Origin of the sequence: Mesorhizobium sp. B2-4-13, assembly GCF_006658535.1 — a bacterium.
GTDB classification, from domain to species: domain Bacteria; phylum Pseudomonadota; class Alphaproteobacteria; order Rhizobiales; family Rhizobiaceae; genus Mesorhizobium; species Mesorhizobium australicum.
In genome coordinates this window covers 113,929-127,057 of the sequence record NZ_VFVB01000003.1, presented here as the reverse complement: position 1 = coordinate 127,057, position 13,129 = coordinate 113,929, and the positions used below count along the sequence as shown (strand labels likewise).

Below are 13,129 nucleotides of genomic sequence, written 5' to 3'. Positions count from 1 at the left end.
GCAGGCCTCACTTCACGATGCGCTCGGTACCGAAGACGCCCTGCTCGACGACGAAGCGGCGACAGTGGTCGATGAAGGCCTGCACCGTCAGCGTGCGATGCTCGGCGTTCGGCAGGGCAATCCCTATGGTCAGCGGCCTGAGGTCGCCCAACAAAGGCACAAAGACCAGCAATTTGCCGTCCGGCGACATGGTGTTGAGCGGCCGCATATTGGCGATGCCGTAGCCGAAGCCGTTGGCGACCATCGAGCGCATCACGGCGATGTCGCCGGTACGCTCGACGATCTTGGGCCGCAGGCCCCTGGGCTGGAAAGCCGACAGGAAATATTCTCTGCTGTAGGGCAGGTCAAGCAGCACCATCGGCTCATCGACCAGTTCCTCGGGCGTGATACCTGCCTTCGCCGCCAGGCGATGCGCGGCCGGCAGCATGACATAGGCCGGCAACTGCATCAGCGGCTCGAAAGTCATGTCTTGCGACAGCTCCAGATCGTAGGTCAGCGCGGCGTCTATTTCGCCACGTTGGAGCATCTCGAACAATTGCCCCTGGTTGCGCTCGAATTGCCTGACCCGCACATCGGGATAGGCGTCCTCGAATTTCTTGCGCAGTGCCGGCAGCACGATCTGGGCGAAAGTGAGCAGGCAGCCGATCGCCAGCGGTCCGCGCACCTTTTCGGCGATATCCCCGGCAATGTCGTGCAGCGCATCCGCGTCGTTAAGCAGACGCGCTGCTTCCTTGAGGAACAGGCGCCCGCCCGCCGTCAGCGCCAGCGCGTGCGAATGCTTGCGCACGAAAAGCTGCACGCCGAACTCGGCTTCGAGCTGAGCGATCGACGCCGAGATCGATGGCGGCGAGACATTCACCTGCTCGGCCGCCTTGGCGATCGAACCCGCTTCGCCAACGGCGACGAAATATTCGAGTTGTCTCAGCGTGAAGCGAAGCGGCATGGTGGCTATGTTGCCGGTTTGCAGCCGGCGATCAAGTCGCGGCCGCTTCTCAATATTTTATCCAGGTAGTCTTCAGCGCGGTGTACTTGTCGAGCGCGTGCAGCGACAGGTCGCGCCCGAAGCCGGACTGCTTGAAACCGCCGAAGGGAGTCATCGGGCTCAGCGCGTCGACGGTGTTCACGGAAACCGTGCCGACGCGCAGCCCTTCCGCGAGACGATGCGCCCGCGACAGGCTGTCGGTCCACAGAGATGCGGCCAGGCCGTAGACGCTGTCGTTGGCGATGCGAAGCGCCTCGTCTTCGGTGTCGAAGGCGATCACCGACAGGACCGGACCGAATATCTCGTCGCGCGCAAGCGGGTCGTCGGGCGAGACGTCGTCGAAGATCGTGGGCTGCACAAAACTGCCGCGCCCGTCGACGGTAACCCGGTCGCCGCCAGTCACCAGCCGTGCCGACTTCTTGCCGCCATCGACGAAACGCATGACGGTCGCCGCGTGGCGCGCGTCCACCATCGCACCCATCCTGGATGCAGGGTCGAGCGGATCGCCGGGCTGGGTCGCCGTCGCGCGCTGCGCCAGTTTCTCGACGAGCGTATCCTTGATGCCGCGCTCCACCAGAAGCCGGGAGTTGGCCGAGCATACCTGTCCCTGGTTGAAGAAGATGCTGAAGGCGGCCATGTCGGCTGCCGCGTCCAGATCACCGCAATCGGCGAACACCAGATTGGGGCTCTTGCCACCGGTCTCCAGCCAGACCTGCTTCATGTTCGACTGGCCGGAATATTGCAGGAACATCTTGCCGACAGCGGTCGATCCGGTGAAGGCAAGGCAATCCACGTCCATATGACGGCCAAGCGCCTGGCCGGCCGTCTCGCCGAGGCCGGGCACCACATTGAGCACGCCGGCGGGCAGCCCTGCCTCCATGGCAAGCTCGGCCAGCCTGAGCGCCGAGAAAGGCGACTGCTCGGCGGGTTTGAGCACCACCGAATTGCCCGCAGCCAGCGCGGGCGCGCATTTCCAGGTCGCCATGTCGAGCGGAAAGTTCCACGGCACCACGGCGCCCACGACCCCGAGCGGCTCGCGCCGTACCAAAGCAAGGTCGCCTCGGGCCGTCGGCGCCACCTCGTCATAGACCTTGTCTATCGCTTCGCCATACCATTGGAAGATCGCCGCCGACCCCGGCACGTCGACGGTCGCTGCGTCCTTGACCAGCTTGCCCATATCAAGAGATTCCAGCAGCGCGAGCTCCTGCAGGTTCTCGCGCAGCAATTCCGCCAGCCGCAGCAGCACCCGTTTGCGATGCTGAGGGGTCGCTCTCGACCAGACGCCGGCCTCAAAACTGCGGCGCGCCGCGGCGACGGCAAGGTCGATGTCCTCTTCGCCGCAGGAAGCCACCTCAGCGAGCGTTGCTCCGGTGGCCGGATTGATGCTGGTAAATGTTCTGCCGGAACGCGCGGGCATTGCCTTGCCGTCGATGAACGCCCTGTCGCGAAAACGGATAGCCGAGGCTTTGCTGATCCAATCCTTATGACTGAGTTCGCTCATGCCGGCTCCAGATTGTCGAACTACTCATCACCGGGAACGCCGTAGCTTGGCGCACCGGACGGGTTGAGGGCGCGCGTGACATAAGCATCGAGCTGGGGCTTATAGATGTCCCACAGCATTGCCAGCTGCTCGATCGGACACCCTTCGGTCCAGTCGCAACGCAGGTCGGCGACGGGCCATGACACATCGCGTACCAGTTTCATGCCGGCGGAGCGGACAGGCCCCGCCTCGCCGCCGGCCTCGAGCGCGGCTCGCATGGTGGCGATCAGCCGGTCGCCAAGATCGCCTTCGGAGGCGAGAAAGGCGTCCACCATGGCTTGCGGAACCCTATCGCTGGCAAGCAGGTTGCCGCCGCAGGCGACGTCCTCGCCGCGTGCCTCGCTCCAGATGCCAAGCGCTTTCGGTCCCGAATGGATCGCGCTGCCGCCGGCCTTGTCGACCGCCAGGACCTGCCGGTATTCGCTGAAAGCAGCCGTGCGCTTCAGGATCGCGACGGCTTCGGCGGCGGAGGCGCCTCGCGCCATCAGCTCCAGCGCCCGTGGCCCGAGCGTCGGGTCCGTGACATTCTGGCTGGCAACGGCGCCGACGCCGGCCTGTGCATAGGCGCAGCGGGCCGCGACCGCGGGGGATGACGAGGATACCGCCACTCCGAACATGCCGGTGCGCCGGCACCGTGCGACGATGGAGAAGGTCATGGCGCTCAGTCCGGAATTACGGCCGTGCCGTCGATCTCGACCAGCCATTCCGGCCTTGCCAGGGCCGACACGACAAGGCCGGTCGAAACTGGATAGACGCCCTTGATGTATTCGCCCATCGTTCGGTAGACGGCTTCGCGATGGCGGACATCGGTGATGTAGACCACCACTTTCACCAGATGCTCCATGGTGCCGCCGCATTCCTCGATGAGCTGCTTGATATTCTGCATCACCTTGTGGGTCTGCTCGACCGGATCGTGGCTGGCGATATTCTTGGCGGTGTCGAGATCCTGCGGGCACTGCCCGCGCAGATAGATCGTCCGGCCACCCCGTGTGACGACTGCCTGGCACAGATCATTGTCGAGCTTCTGCTCGGGATAAGTGTCCTTCGTATTGAAGGTACGAATTCGGGTATGCTTCATCTTGATCTCCATCAGGTCGGGCTCGCGGCCGTCGCCAGCTTTGGTCAGGCGTCCACGGCCTCGCGCTTCGCGGCGGCGTGATAAGCGAGATATTTGCGCTGCGTCGAAATACGGTCGGCCACGTGCTTGGCATCGTGCCACACGCCCCAGATGAAGCTCGATCCCCTGCGCGACTGCCAGGGGAGGCCCAGGAAATAGATCCCTGGCTCGGTCGAGACGCCGCGCTGATGCCTCGGCCGGCCCTGCTCGTCAAAGGCATCGACCTTCAGCCAGCTGTAATCGACGGCAAAGCCCGTCGCCCAGATGATCGAACTTATCCCGGCTTCGGTCAGATCGAGCTCGAGGATCGGATTGGTCACGCAGTCCGGGTCAGGACCGATCCGGCGGGCAGCGGGTTCTTCGGGAAGGTCGAGACCGTTGCGCGCGACATAGGCGTCGGCCTCGTCCAGCAATGCCATCAGATTGGCATCACCGCGGGCAATGTTTTTGGCAAGATCGGGCGCGAAGGTCATGGCACCGTCCTGGTACGCCCTCGTCATGCCAACGAGCGTAAGCCCCTGCGCCGCCAGACGGCGAAAATCGATCGTTTCTCCGCCCCGCGCACCGCTCACCGCGATCGTGACATGCTCCGTGCCGGGTCCCGGAGTTTCGAGGTCCCATTTGCCGAGAACGCCCAGCCACCAGCAGAAGTCGCGGCCGCGATAGGCGCGCGGCGGGCGGTCGTGCGCGCCTACCGAGAGATAGACGCGTTTGCCAGCGCGCTGGAGTTCGTCCGCAATCTGGACGCCCGAGGATCCCGCGCCGACCACCAGCACCGCGCCTTTCGGCAACTGCGCGGGATTGCGGTAGGCGCTGGAGTGGATTTGCAGGATGCCGGCATCGGCAGGAACGACCGACGGGATGACCGGGACCTGGAAAGGCCCGGTCGCCGCGATAACGCTGTTGGCCTCGATCACGCCATCGGACGTCTCGACACGGAATCCGGGCCGCCCGATGTTTCTTTGCACAAGCCTGACCTCGACGCCGCAGCGGACCGGCGCATTGATCTGCTTTGCGTAGGCGACAAAATAGTCGGCGACCTCTTCCTTGGAGGGAAAGCCATCGGGACCTGTCATAGGAAATTCCATGCCCGGGAAGCGATCGTGCCAGGCCGGGCCATTGGCAACTAGGGAGTCCCACCGCTGCGAGCGCCAGCGCTCGGCGATGCGGCCGCGTTCGAGAACGAGATGCGGCACCCCGCATTTGCTCAGGTGCTCGCTCATGGCCACCCCAGCCTGGCCGCCACCAACGACAAGCGTGTCTATCGTCTCAACCGACATGCCCAGTCCTTTTCTGACCATCCGACAGCTCCCGCCGCACGCGATGAAACCGATTTCCGCCGGCCGGCAAACGCAGCCCCCGGAGATCAATTTCTCCGTGTTCCGGACAGGCCGTGCGCCATCCGGTCGCCTCCCCATTGGCGCTCACAAGTAGCAGCACGTGCCGGTTGGCGCCCATAACGAATCTCCGAAGTCACGCGTAACCATTTCCGAATTTCTCGTGCCGATGGACGCATCTACAGTTTCAGCGGCCGGATCCGCAGCGCCGCATGAGCTGGCCGCGAAGCCGGGCACGTGTCGGCACCGAATTGTTGCGGAACAGGATGCAGCCTCGCAGCGGCCCGTTCGGCAATGCCACGAGCCGGCATTCTCGAGGGGCTGGCATGAAGACTGAGAGCTATGATTACATTGTCGTCGGCGCGGGTTCGGCCGGATGCGTGGTGGCCAATCGGCTGAGCGCCGATCCGTCGGTCAGGGTGTGCCTGGTAGAGGCAGGCGGCAGCGACAACAGCCTGCGGGTAAGGATTCCGGCGGGCATTCTGTCGCTCTATGGCAACCCGAACTACGACTATTGTTTCGTCGGCGTGCCGCAGCCCCATCTCAACAACCGCCGCATTCCGGTCAACCGGGGCAAGGCGCTGGGCGGATCGAGTTCGATCAACTCGATGGTCTATATTCGCGGTGCCGCGCAGGACTATGACGAGTGGGCCGGGCTCGGCTGCACCGGCTGGGCTTACAGCGACGTGCTGCCGGTGTTCAGGAAGCTGGAGCGCAACCTCATTGCCCAGGACCCACGCTATCACGGCACGGACGGCGAGCTCATGGTCGACAATCCGCGCGATCCGAACGTGCTTTCCGCCATGTTCGTCAAGGCCGGGAAAAATGCGGGCCTGCCCGCCAACGACGACTTCAACGCCGAGAGCCAGTTCGGCCTCGGCATCTACAACGTCACCCAGAACCGGGGCCAGCGCTTCAGCAGCTTTACCGCCTTCATGCGTCCGGTGCTCCATCGCGGGAACCTGACGCTGCTCAGTGCATGCGAGGTGGTCGACCTTGTCATCGCCGAAGGGCGCGCCACCGGCCTTCGGGTGCGCCTCGACGGCGAGCAAAAAATACTCGCGGCCAGCCGCGAGATCGTGCTCTGTGCCGGGGCCATCAACTCGCCCAAGATCCTGATGGCATCCGGCATCGGCCCCGCGGACGAGCTGCGGCAGATCGGCATCACGCCGATTCTCGATCTGCCCGGTGTCGGCAAGAACCTGCAGGACCATGTCGACGGCATGGTCACCGTGCGCTCCAGGAGCACCAGGACGCTCGGCCTGTCGTTTGCCAACCTGCCCCGCATTGCGGCAGCGCCTTTCCAGTATTTCGCGCGCCGCAAGGGAATCCTCACCACCAACTATGTCGAAGCCGGTGGCTTTGCCAAAACCAGGCACGCGAACGGCCTGCCCGATGTTCAGTTCCACTTCGTGCCGGGCTATCGCAGCCATCGCGGCAGGCTCATCGAATATGGCCACGGCTACGCCATTCACACCTGCGTTCTCAGGCCGAAAAGCGTTGGCGAGATCAGATTGTCACGGGACAGTTCTCGCCGTGACGTTCTCATCGACCACCGCTTCTTCGCCAACGAGGACGACGCCATGGTGCTTGTCGAAGGCATCAAGATCGCGCGCAGGATCCTGGCCGCATCCGAGTTCGATGCGGTGCGTGGCAAGGAAATGCTTCCGGGCAAGGATGTCAGCAGCGACGACGAGATCCTGGCCTATCTGCGCGCCGAAGCTCTGACCGTCTACCACCCCGTCGGGACCTGCAAGATGGGGACGGACGCTATGGCGGTCGCTGATCCGGCGACGCTGAAAGTGCGAGGTATGGACGGGCTCCGGGTCGCCGATGCGTCAGTCATGCCGAAGCTGATCGGCGGCAACACGAACGCGCCAAGCATGATGATCGGACAGAAGTGCTCGGAGATGATCCTGGGCTCGGGGTATCGCGGCGAAAGGTAAGGACCCGCCCCGCCTTTCAACATTGTAGGCAGTTCAGCGTTGGCAACGCCGACCTGCCGACGACCCTTTGTGTTTCCTCGAGATTGCTCTCAATGATCCTCATCGATCTCGTCGTGCAAGAGGCCGAGGATGCGGCGCTTGAGGGCGATGAACTCGGGTTCGAGGATCACATCCATCGAACGCGGCCTTGGGATGTCGACCTTGATCTCGGCCTTGATCTTGCCGGGCCGGGCCGTCATCACCAGGACGCGATCGCCCAGGACCAGCGCCTCGTCTATATCGTGAGTAACGAACAGCACCGTCTTTTGCTGCCGCTCCCAGACGCGCAAAAGCAGTTTCTGCATGGTGCCGCGCGTCTGGCTGTCGAGGGCGCCGAACGGCTCATCCATCAACAGAACGGCCGGATCGTTGGCAAGGGCGCGCGCGATCGCCACGCGCTGCTTCATGCCGCCGGAAAGCTGGGCGGGGTAGTGGTCGGCAAACGGCGCGAGGCCGACTTCGTCGAGATACTGGTCGACGATCTGCTTGCGCCGCCCCGCCGGCAGGCCTTTGCGCTTGGGTCCATACTCGATGTTGGCGCGCACGGTGAGCCAGGGAAACAAGGTGTAGCTCTGGAACACCATGCCTCTGTCTGGACCCGGTTCGATCACTTCCCTGCCATCGACCTTGATGCTGCCTGAAGTCGCGTCGTTGAGGCCGGCCGCAAGGTAGAGCAGGCTCGATTTGCCGCATCCCGAAGGGCCGACGATGACGCAGAATTCGTTCTTGGCCACCTTCAGCGACACATCGTCCAGCGCCAGCACGCCGTTGGCGTCGCCGTAACGCAATGTCACGTCCTCAACGGCCATCGTCGTGCCGGTCGAGCGCGGATCGCCGGTCGTCGCGGCCGTGCCGGCCAGATCGTTCGCCTTTATGGTCTCGCTCATTGCTACCCTTGGTCCGACTGCGGTTTGCGAGCTTGCGTTCAAAATCAGGATGCCCATGGCGCGACCCTGGCCCGGATGATGCGGAACGCCGTGTCGGTGATAAGGCCCAGAAGCCCGATCGCGGCGATTGCCATGAAGATCACATCGACCTGGAAGCCTCGCATCGCCTTCAGGCTGATATAGCCGAGGCCGCTCGACGCGGCGACGAGTTCGGCCACGACCAGATAGGTCCAGGCCCAGCCCATGGTGACGCGAAGCGTGTCGAGGATGGCTGGAAGCGCGGCCGGGAAAATGACGTGCCACACCGCTTCGCTGCGCTTGGTGCCCAAAGTGTAGGAGGCGTTGACCAGGTCCCTGGAGACGCTGCGCGCACAGTCGGAAATCATCACGAGCTGCTGGAAGAAGGTGCCGAAGAAGATGACCGCTATGCGCTGTTCGATACCGATGCCGATCCAAAGGATGAACAGGGGCACGAAGGAGGTCACAGGCAGGTAGCGGATGAAGTTGACCAAGGGCTCCAGCGGCGCCTGCACCACCCGATAGGTCCCCATCCACAGCCCCAGCGGCACCGAGATCAGCGAGGAGACGATGAAGCCCAGGATCACCACCTTGGCGCTGGTGAAAGTGTGGTAGAAAAGGCTGCCGTCCACGGACATGCGATAGGTCGTCTGCAGCACGGTTCCGGGCGTCGGCAGGAACATGTTCGGCACGACGCGGCCATAGGACAGCAGCGCCCAGCCGCCGATCACGACCACCCACATCGCCAGCGCGAGTGTCGTTGCCGTGCTGGCGGGAATGTTGGCGAATGGGGTCGTCAGGCGTGTCCACGCCGTCCGCCTCTGTGCCATGGCATGGCCTCCGTTGATTTTCTGAAGCGAGAAGGCTCCGGCCTGTCGGTAAACAGGGGTCGGCCCAAGCGGACCGACCCCGGTTTCTCGAAGGCTCATTGTTCCCTGATGAAGTCGGTATCGAGGATGGTTTTCGCGTCGATCGTCATCTTGAGCTTGCCGGCCTTGCCCCAGATGTCCTGCGCGAAATTCACCAGCTCGGACGCCTCGCTCTTTTCCGGCATACCGAAGAATTCCAGGTTGCGATCGCGATCGTAATAGCGCACGCCCTTGGCACCGGCGGCGAAATCCTCGGGCTTTTCGAGATAGCCGCCAATGCCCTTGGCCATGATCTCATAGGCCTTTTCCGGATTGGTCTTGATGTATTCAACCGCTTTGTAATAGCCCTTGACGAGGGCCTTTACGTCCTCGGGATGTTTTTCGATCAGATCGCATTTGAGGGCGATCACGTCGACGATCAAGCCAGGGGTGGTCGTGGAATCGATCAACACCTTTCCCTTGCCGCCCTTGCGGACCTCGGTGAGGTGCGGCTCCCACGTCACGGCGGCGGGAACCTGGCCGGCGATGAAGGCGGTCGCCGCGTCATCGGCGGTCATGTTGGTAATGGTAACGTCGTCCTCGGTCATGCCTTCCTTTTTCAGGAGCACGTTGAACCAGAATTCGGAAACGGAGCCCTCGTTCAAGGCCACCTGCTGGCCCTTCAGATCCTTGAGGGACTTGATGTCGGGCTGCGTGACGACGCCATCACCGCCGTGGCTGTCGTCGAGTGCAAGGACGTATTTGAAGCAGAGGTCGTCCGAGCGGTACTTCATCAGCTCGTCTACGGTGGAGGCGGCGCCATCGAGATCGCCGCCGGCGACCGCAGCCATGTAAAGCGCTGATTCTTCTATGACCTTCAGGTCGACGTCGACGCCGGCCTCCTTGAAGTAACCGAGGTCGCGGGCAAGAAACAGCGGCCCGTAACCTACCCAGGTCGTCATGCCGAGACGGATGGCGCCCGCATTGGCGGGAGCTGCAAGCCCCAGGCCCAGCAGGCCTGCGCCGACCGCGCCCATCAGGCAGTTTCGAAATGTCTTCATTGTCGTGGTTCCCCTATGGCTGTTGCCGGCATCGGCCTCATTCTCGCGGCCTATGCCGGTTGCGTTTCGGCAGCCGCTCTTGTTTGGGCGTCGCCTCCCAGCGAGCCTTGCGTGTTCTAAGGTTTGCAACAGAGCATCCGGGCCGGATCGCAAAAAGAAGTCTTTTTCTGCCCATTGCTTCGTCGAAACCGAAGCGGCTCGATAGCCGATCGGCGGCCTGGCTCTGGACCTGGCTGGCCATTTTCCGCAGGGTCGCCGACAGAAGCGGCCTCAATGCCGCAGCGCTCGAAAAGACGAGAGCCCCGTGCGCGAACCCCCTCCTGCGGGGCACAGGAACCGACGAGGGCGGCCGACGTTTTCGCCAGATGAACGAAGCTGCCCGCACGCGATTGGAGAGCCTGCCGAAACGCAGGCTCATCGGACTGGAGCCAAGGTGGAACTGAACGGCGGATGTCTTTGCGGCCGGATTCGCTTCAACGTCACAAGCGAACCGAGAGTGCACTATTGCCATTGCGATATGTGCCGGCGCGCGACCGGCAGTGCATTTGCGGTCCTGGCGTGGGTGCCTTCGCCAGACCTGACCTGGGTCGACGCCACTCCCGCCTATCGCCGATCTTCGCCAATCGCCCAAAGGGGGTTCTGTCCTGCCTGCGGATCGCCGCTCAGCCTTGCCTATGACGTCTCGCCCGGGGAAATCGCGCTGCATGTCGGCACATTCGACGATCCAGCGCGGCTGGAGCCTCGCTACAATTACGGATCAGGGCAGCGGCTTGGCTGGGTCTGCTGCGGCGTGGACTTGCCGCACCGCGAAACCGAGGAACGCTGGTAGCGCCTGAAGGCGATGCGGCTCGCTGGCCGAAAGGACGGAGATCGATGTGATGAGTATTTTCTATCGGGCGGCCAAGATTGCGGAGCAGGCGCATGCATCGCAGCATGACAAGACAGGAGGCCCCTATATCGACCATTGCCGTCGAGTGGCCGACGCCGTCGAAACGATAGATCAGAAAGTCGTCGCCTATCTGCACGACGTCCTGGAAAAAAGCGAAGGCTGGAGCCGGGCCAAGCTCGAAGAGGCAGGCTTTGGACCGACGATCGCCGCCGCGGTCGACGCCATGACACGCAGAGAAGGCGAGGACTATTTCGCATTCGTACGCCGGGCGGCATCGAACCCATTGGCGCTGCCGGTAAAGCGGGCGGATCTGGCCGACAATATCTGGCAATCACGGCAGATCGGAGCATCCACGGCCAAGTATGAAGAAGCATTGCGCATTCTTGACGACGAGTTCTCCAAGTGAATGCCGGGATGCTGGCGGCAATCGCGTCCTGGCATGCGACAGGCGCCCCTGAACAATGCCTGTAGTCGCGCGATGCCAGAATACATGGATTACGGGAACCAACCCGTTTGGTAATTTTCGTACCAACGTTTTTAGTGACACGCTGGGTGGGTGGTTTTATGAATCCGACGATCGATCCCCGTCGGGCATGCCTTCCGGTGCGCAATGCCTTGGCTGCCTTCGGATCGCTTCGAGACCAAGGTGACGCCCATGCGGGAATTGCCGAAAGACATCGACGCCGATGTGGTGATCGAAATCAGCAGATTGCTGGACGACAGCGCGCTTTTCGTGCCTGTCCGCGTTCATGAACTCACAGCAAGGGTAAGGCAGAAAGTGAAGACGGGGTTGCCGGATCGTTCGATCGAAGAATTGATCGTGGAAATGGCTTCCTTGCGTCGATTGGCCATGGCCTTTGAGCTGCCCGGATCGGAAAATGTGGTGCAAATTCCACAGCGACTCCTACGCTGACCGCATCAAGGTCACGCGCTCCACCCGGCGGTCAGGAAAAGCGATGCCTCGAACACCTGGGCGCCCGCCTCATTGCGCACCTTGCCGGTATGTTGACCAGGTCGCGATCCGGCATTTCATCGCGAGCGACTTCCTGCGAAATGCGAATGGCTTCTGCCCTCGCCTGTTCTCGCGATTCAAATGGCTGGCCGTCGTCGTGCGGCACGGAGCCATCACTGTTATAGAGATCGAAATGACACCGTTTCATTTTCGGGGCAGCCTTGGACACCTCTAGCGTGCTAATACCTAGCGACACTGGTGGTTCCCGCTCCGGCGCTTGCGCCAGAATACGCGCAGGCTGCCGATGATAGGGTCCGCCATCTTCCGAAGGCCTAAGGTCCGGCTGCTATCCTTGCGTCCAGGACATCTGGCGATCGGCGTTTCAACCCCGATCGCCTCGAGGCTATGATGTTAGAGTCCCTCTATCTGCAACTCGGCCAGCACGACACTCTGTCGGACGTCGAGAAGGTCTTGCTGGCCGAAACGGTTGTTTTCGGACGCGAGTTCGAAAAGGGGCAAGATGTGGTCAAAGCGGGGTCCCGGCCAACCTATAGCACCATGCTGCTGGATGGCCTGGCGGCACGCTACAAGGTGCTCGAGGACGGCGGCCGGCAGTTCACGTCCTTGCAGGTGCCCGGCGACTTCGTCGATCTCCACGCCTTTTTGCTCAAGACCATGGATCACGGTATCGTCGCGCTGTCACCTTGCCGGGTGATGTACGCGGACCACAACAAGCTGAAAGCCATTACGGAACAGGCCCCTCACCTGACCCGGCTGTTGTGGCTCGATACGCTGGTCGATGGGGCCATACATCGCGAATGGATCGTGGCAATGGGCCGCCGCTCCAGGACCTCGCATCTGGCCCATCTCATCTGCGAACTGTTCGTACGTCTGCAGGCGGTGAAACGCACCAGCGGCATGAGTTTCCATCTACCGTTGTCACAGACTGAAATGGCCGACGTGCTTGGGTTGTCGGTCGTGCACATGAACCGGGTGATCGGAGGCTTGAAGAAGATCAAGGTAATCACCTGGACGAACCATATGGTCACCATTTTGGACTGGGACCAGCTTGCCAGGCTTGCCGAGTTCGACCCTACCTATCTGAGCATCAACAACGAACCGAGATGAGCAGCCTTAAACTCAGTTATGAGGCGGATTGCTCCACCACAACTCAAGCGGCCCGCGTTACGAGCGGGCCTTGTCATTCCCTACGGGTGGATAGCGCCTGATTTGGCGGAAAGCCGGTCCAGCAGCTTGCGCGATTCCTCGATTACGCGCCGCGTGTCTTCAATATTCGAGCGAAGATCGGCAATCTGTGCCGCCGCCCTCCGTTGATATAGGCGCGCACTTTCATTGAGGAAGTAGTCAGGTTCCCACAGGTCCATCGCGATCAGATCCGTTGCGCAGCAGTTCGAACGTTACCTTTACCATAACGAGGGGTTTGCTAGCACCAGCACGGACATGCAGGGCAACCTCTCGGAAATTGCCTTCAGGCATCTGGTCCTTTGCTATT

The 13,129-nt window shown here is 62.3% G+C and carries 14 protein-coding genes; 5 read left to right on the top strand and 9 right to left on the bottom strand.

Annotated features, from left to right (window positions below; genetic code table 11):
• Positions 1–7: 7 nt before the first annotated feature.
• From FJ936_RS08650 to FJ936_RS08630, 5 genes are read right to left on the bottom strand one after another with little or no spacing between them, the layout of a single operon-like run.
• Entirely contained in the window at positions 8–943 is a 936-nt protein-coding gene (locus tag FJ936_RS08650) for a LysR family transcriptional regulator (RefSeq protein ID WP_015316459.1), read from the bottom strand.
• A 49-nt stretch (positions 944–992) separates the two neighbouring features.
• Complete coding sequence (locus FJ936_RS08645) at positions 993–2,483, bottom strand: aldehyde dehydrogenase (protein ID WP_015316458.1); 1,491 nt, start codon at positions 2,481–2,483, stop codon at positions 993–995.
• 20 nt (positions 2,484–2,503) lie between these two features.
• Positions 2,504–3,178, bottom strand: a complete 675-nt coding sequence (locus FJ936_RS08640; RefSeq protein WP_140790266.1) for a DUF1028 domain-containing protein — start codon at positions 3,176–3,178, stop codon at positions 2,504–2,506.
• 5 nt (positions 3,179–3,183) lie between these two features.
• Complete coding sequence (locus FJ936_RS08635) at positions 3,184–3,600, bottom strand: RidA family protein (protein WP_015316456.1); 417 nt, start codon at positions 3,598–3,600, stop codon at positions 3,184–3,186.
• Between the two features lie 44 nt (positions 3,601–3,644).
• On the bottom strand, positions 3,645–4,919 hold the full coding sequence (locus FJ936_RS08630; protein WP_140790284.1) for an NAD(P)/FAD-dependent oxidoreductase: 1,275 nt from the start codon (positions 4,917–4,919) through the stop codon (positions 3,645–3,647).
• A 383-nt stretch (positions 4,920–5,302) separates the two neighbouring features.
• Here FJ936_RS08630 and FJ936_RS08625 point away from each other — a divergent pair, with 383 nt between their 5' ends.
• A complete protein-coding gene (locus FJ936_RS08625; protein ID WP_140790264.1) occupies positions 5,303–6,922 on the top strand; it encodes a GMC family oxidoreductase N-terminal domain-containing protein in 1,620 nt (539 codons plus the stop codon).
• A gap of 89 nt (positions 6,923–7,011) precedes the next feature.
• Here the strand turns inward: FJ936_RS08625 and FJ936_RS08620 are convergent, their stop codons facing one another.
• From FJ936_RS08620 to FJ936_RS08610, 3 genes are all read right to left on the bottom strand, one after another.
• Complete coding sequence (locus tag FJ936_RS08620) at positions 7,012–7,770, bottom strand: ABC transporter ATP-binding protein (RefSeq protein ID WP_167331150.1); 759 nt, start codon at positions 7,768–7,770, stop codon at positions 7,012–7,014.
• Between the two features lie 122 nt (positions 7,771–7,892).
• Positions 7,893–8,696, bottom strand: a complete 804-nt coding sequence (locus tag FJ936_RS08615; RefSeq protein WP_140790259.1) for an ABC transporter permease — start codon at positions 8,694–8,696, stop codon at positions 7,893–7,895.
• A gap of 95 nt (positions 8,697–8,791) precedes the next feature.
• Positions 8,792–9,775: an ABC transporter substrate-binding protein gene (locus tag FJ936_RS08610; protein ID WP_140715593.1), complete on the bottom strand. Its 984-nt coding sequence runs from the start codon at positions 9,773–9,775 to the stop codon at positions 8,792–8,794.
• A gap of 304 nt (positions 9,776–10,079) precedes the next feature.
• Between FJ936_RS08610 and FJ936_RS31250 the strand changes: the two genes are divergently transcribed.
• The 4 genes from FJ936_RS31250 to FJ936_RS08585 all read left to right on the top strand — a co-directional run bounded on the left by FJ936_RS31250 (position 10,080) and on the right by FJ936_RS08585 (position 12,744).
• Positions 10,080–10,604 (top strand): GFA family protein, encoded by a 525-nt coding sequence (locus tag FJ936_RS31250; protein WP_348642605.1) that lies wholly within the window; start codon positions 10,080–10,082, stop codon positions 10,602–10,604.
• Between the two features lie 49 nt (positions 10,605–10,653).
• Positions 10,654–11,070, top strand: coding sequence for an HD domain-containing protein (locus FJ936_RS08600; protein WP_140660835.1), 417 nt, complete (start codon positions 10,654–10,656; stop codon positions 11,068–11,070).
• Positions 11,071–11,319: 249 nt separating this feature from the next.
• Positions 11,320–11,577, top strand: a complete 258-nt coding sequence (locus FJ936_RS08595) for a hypothetical protein (RefSeq protein ID WP_140615391.1) — start codon at positions 11,320–11,322, stop codon at positions 11,575–11,577.
• Positions 11,578–12,024: 447 nt separating this feature from the next.
• Positions 12,025–12,744 (top strand): Crp/Fnr family transcriptional regulator, encoded by a 720-nt coding sequence (locus FJ936_RS08585; protein WP_140790257.1) that lies wholly within the window; start codon positions 12,025–12,027, stop codon positions 12,742–12,744.
• A gap of 80 nt (positions 12,745–12,824) precedes the next feature.
• On the opposite strand, the gene FJ936_RS30480 is transcribed toward FJ936_RS08585, so the two are convergent.
• Complete coding sequence (locus FJ936_RS30480; protein ID WP_181171271.1) at positions 12,825–13,001, bottom strand: hypothetical protein; 177 nt, start codon at positions 12,999–13,001, stop codon at positions 12,825–12,827.
• Positions 13,002–13,129 lie beyond the last annotated feature (128 nt).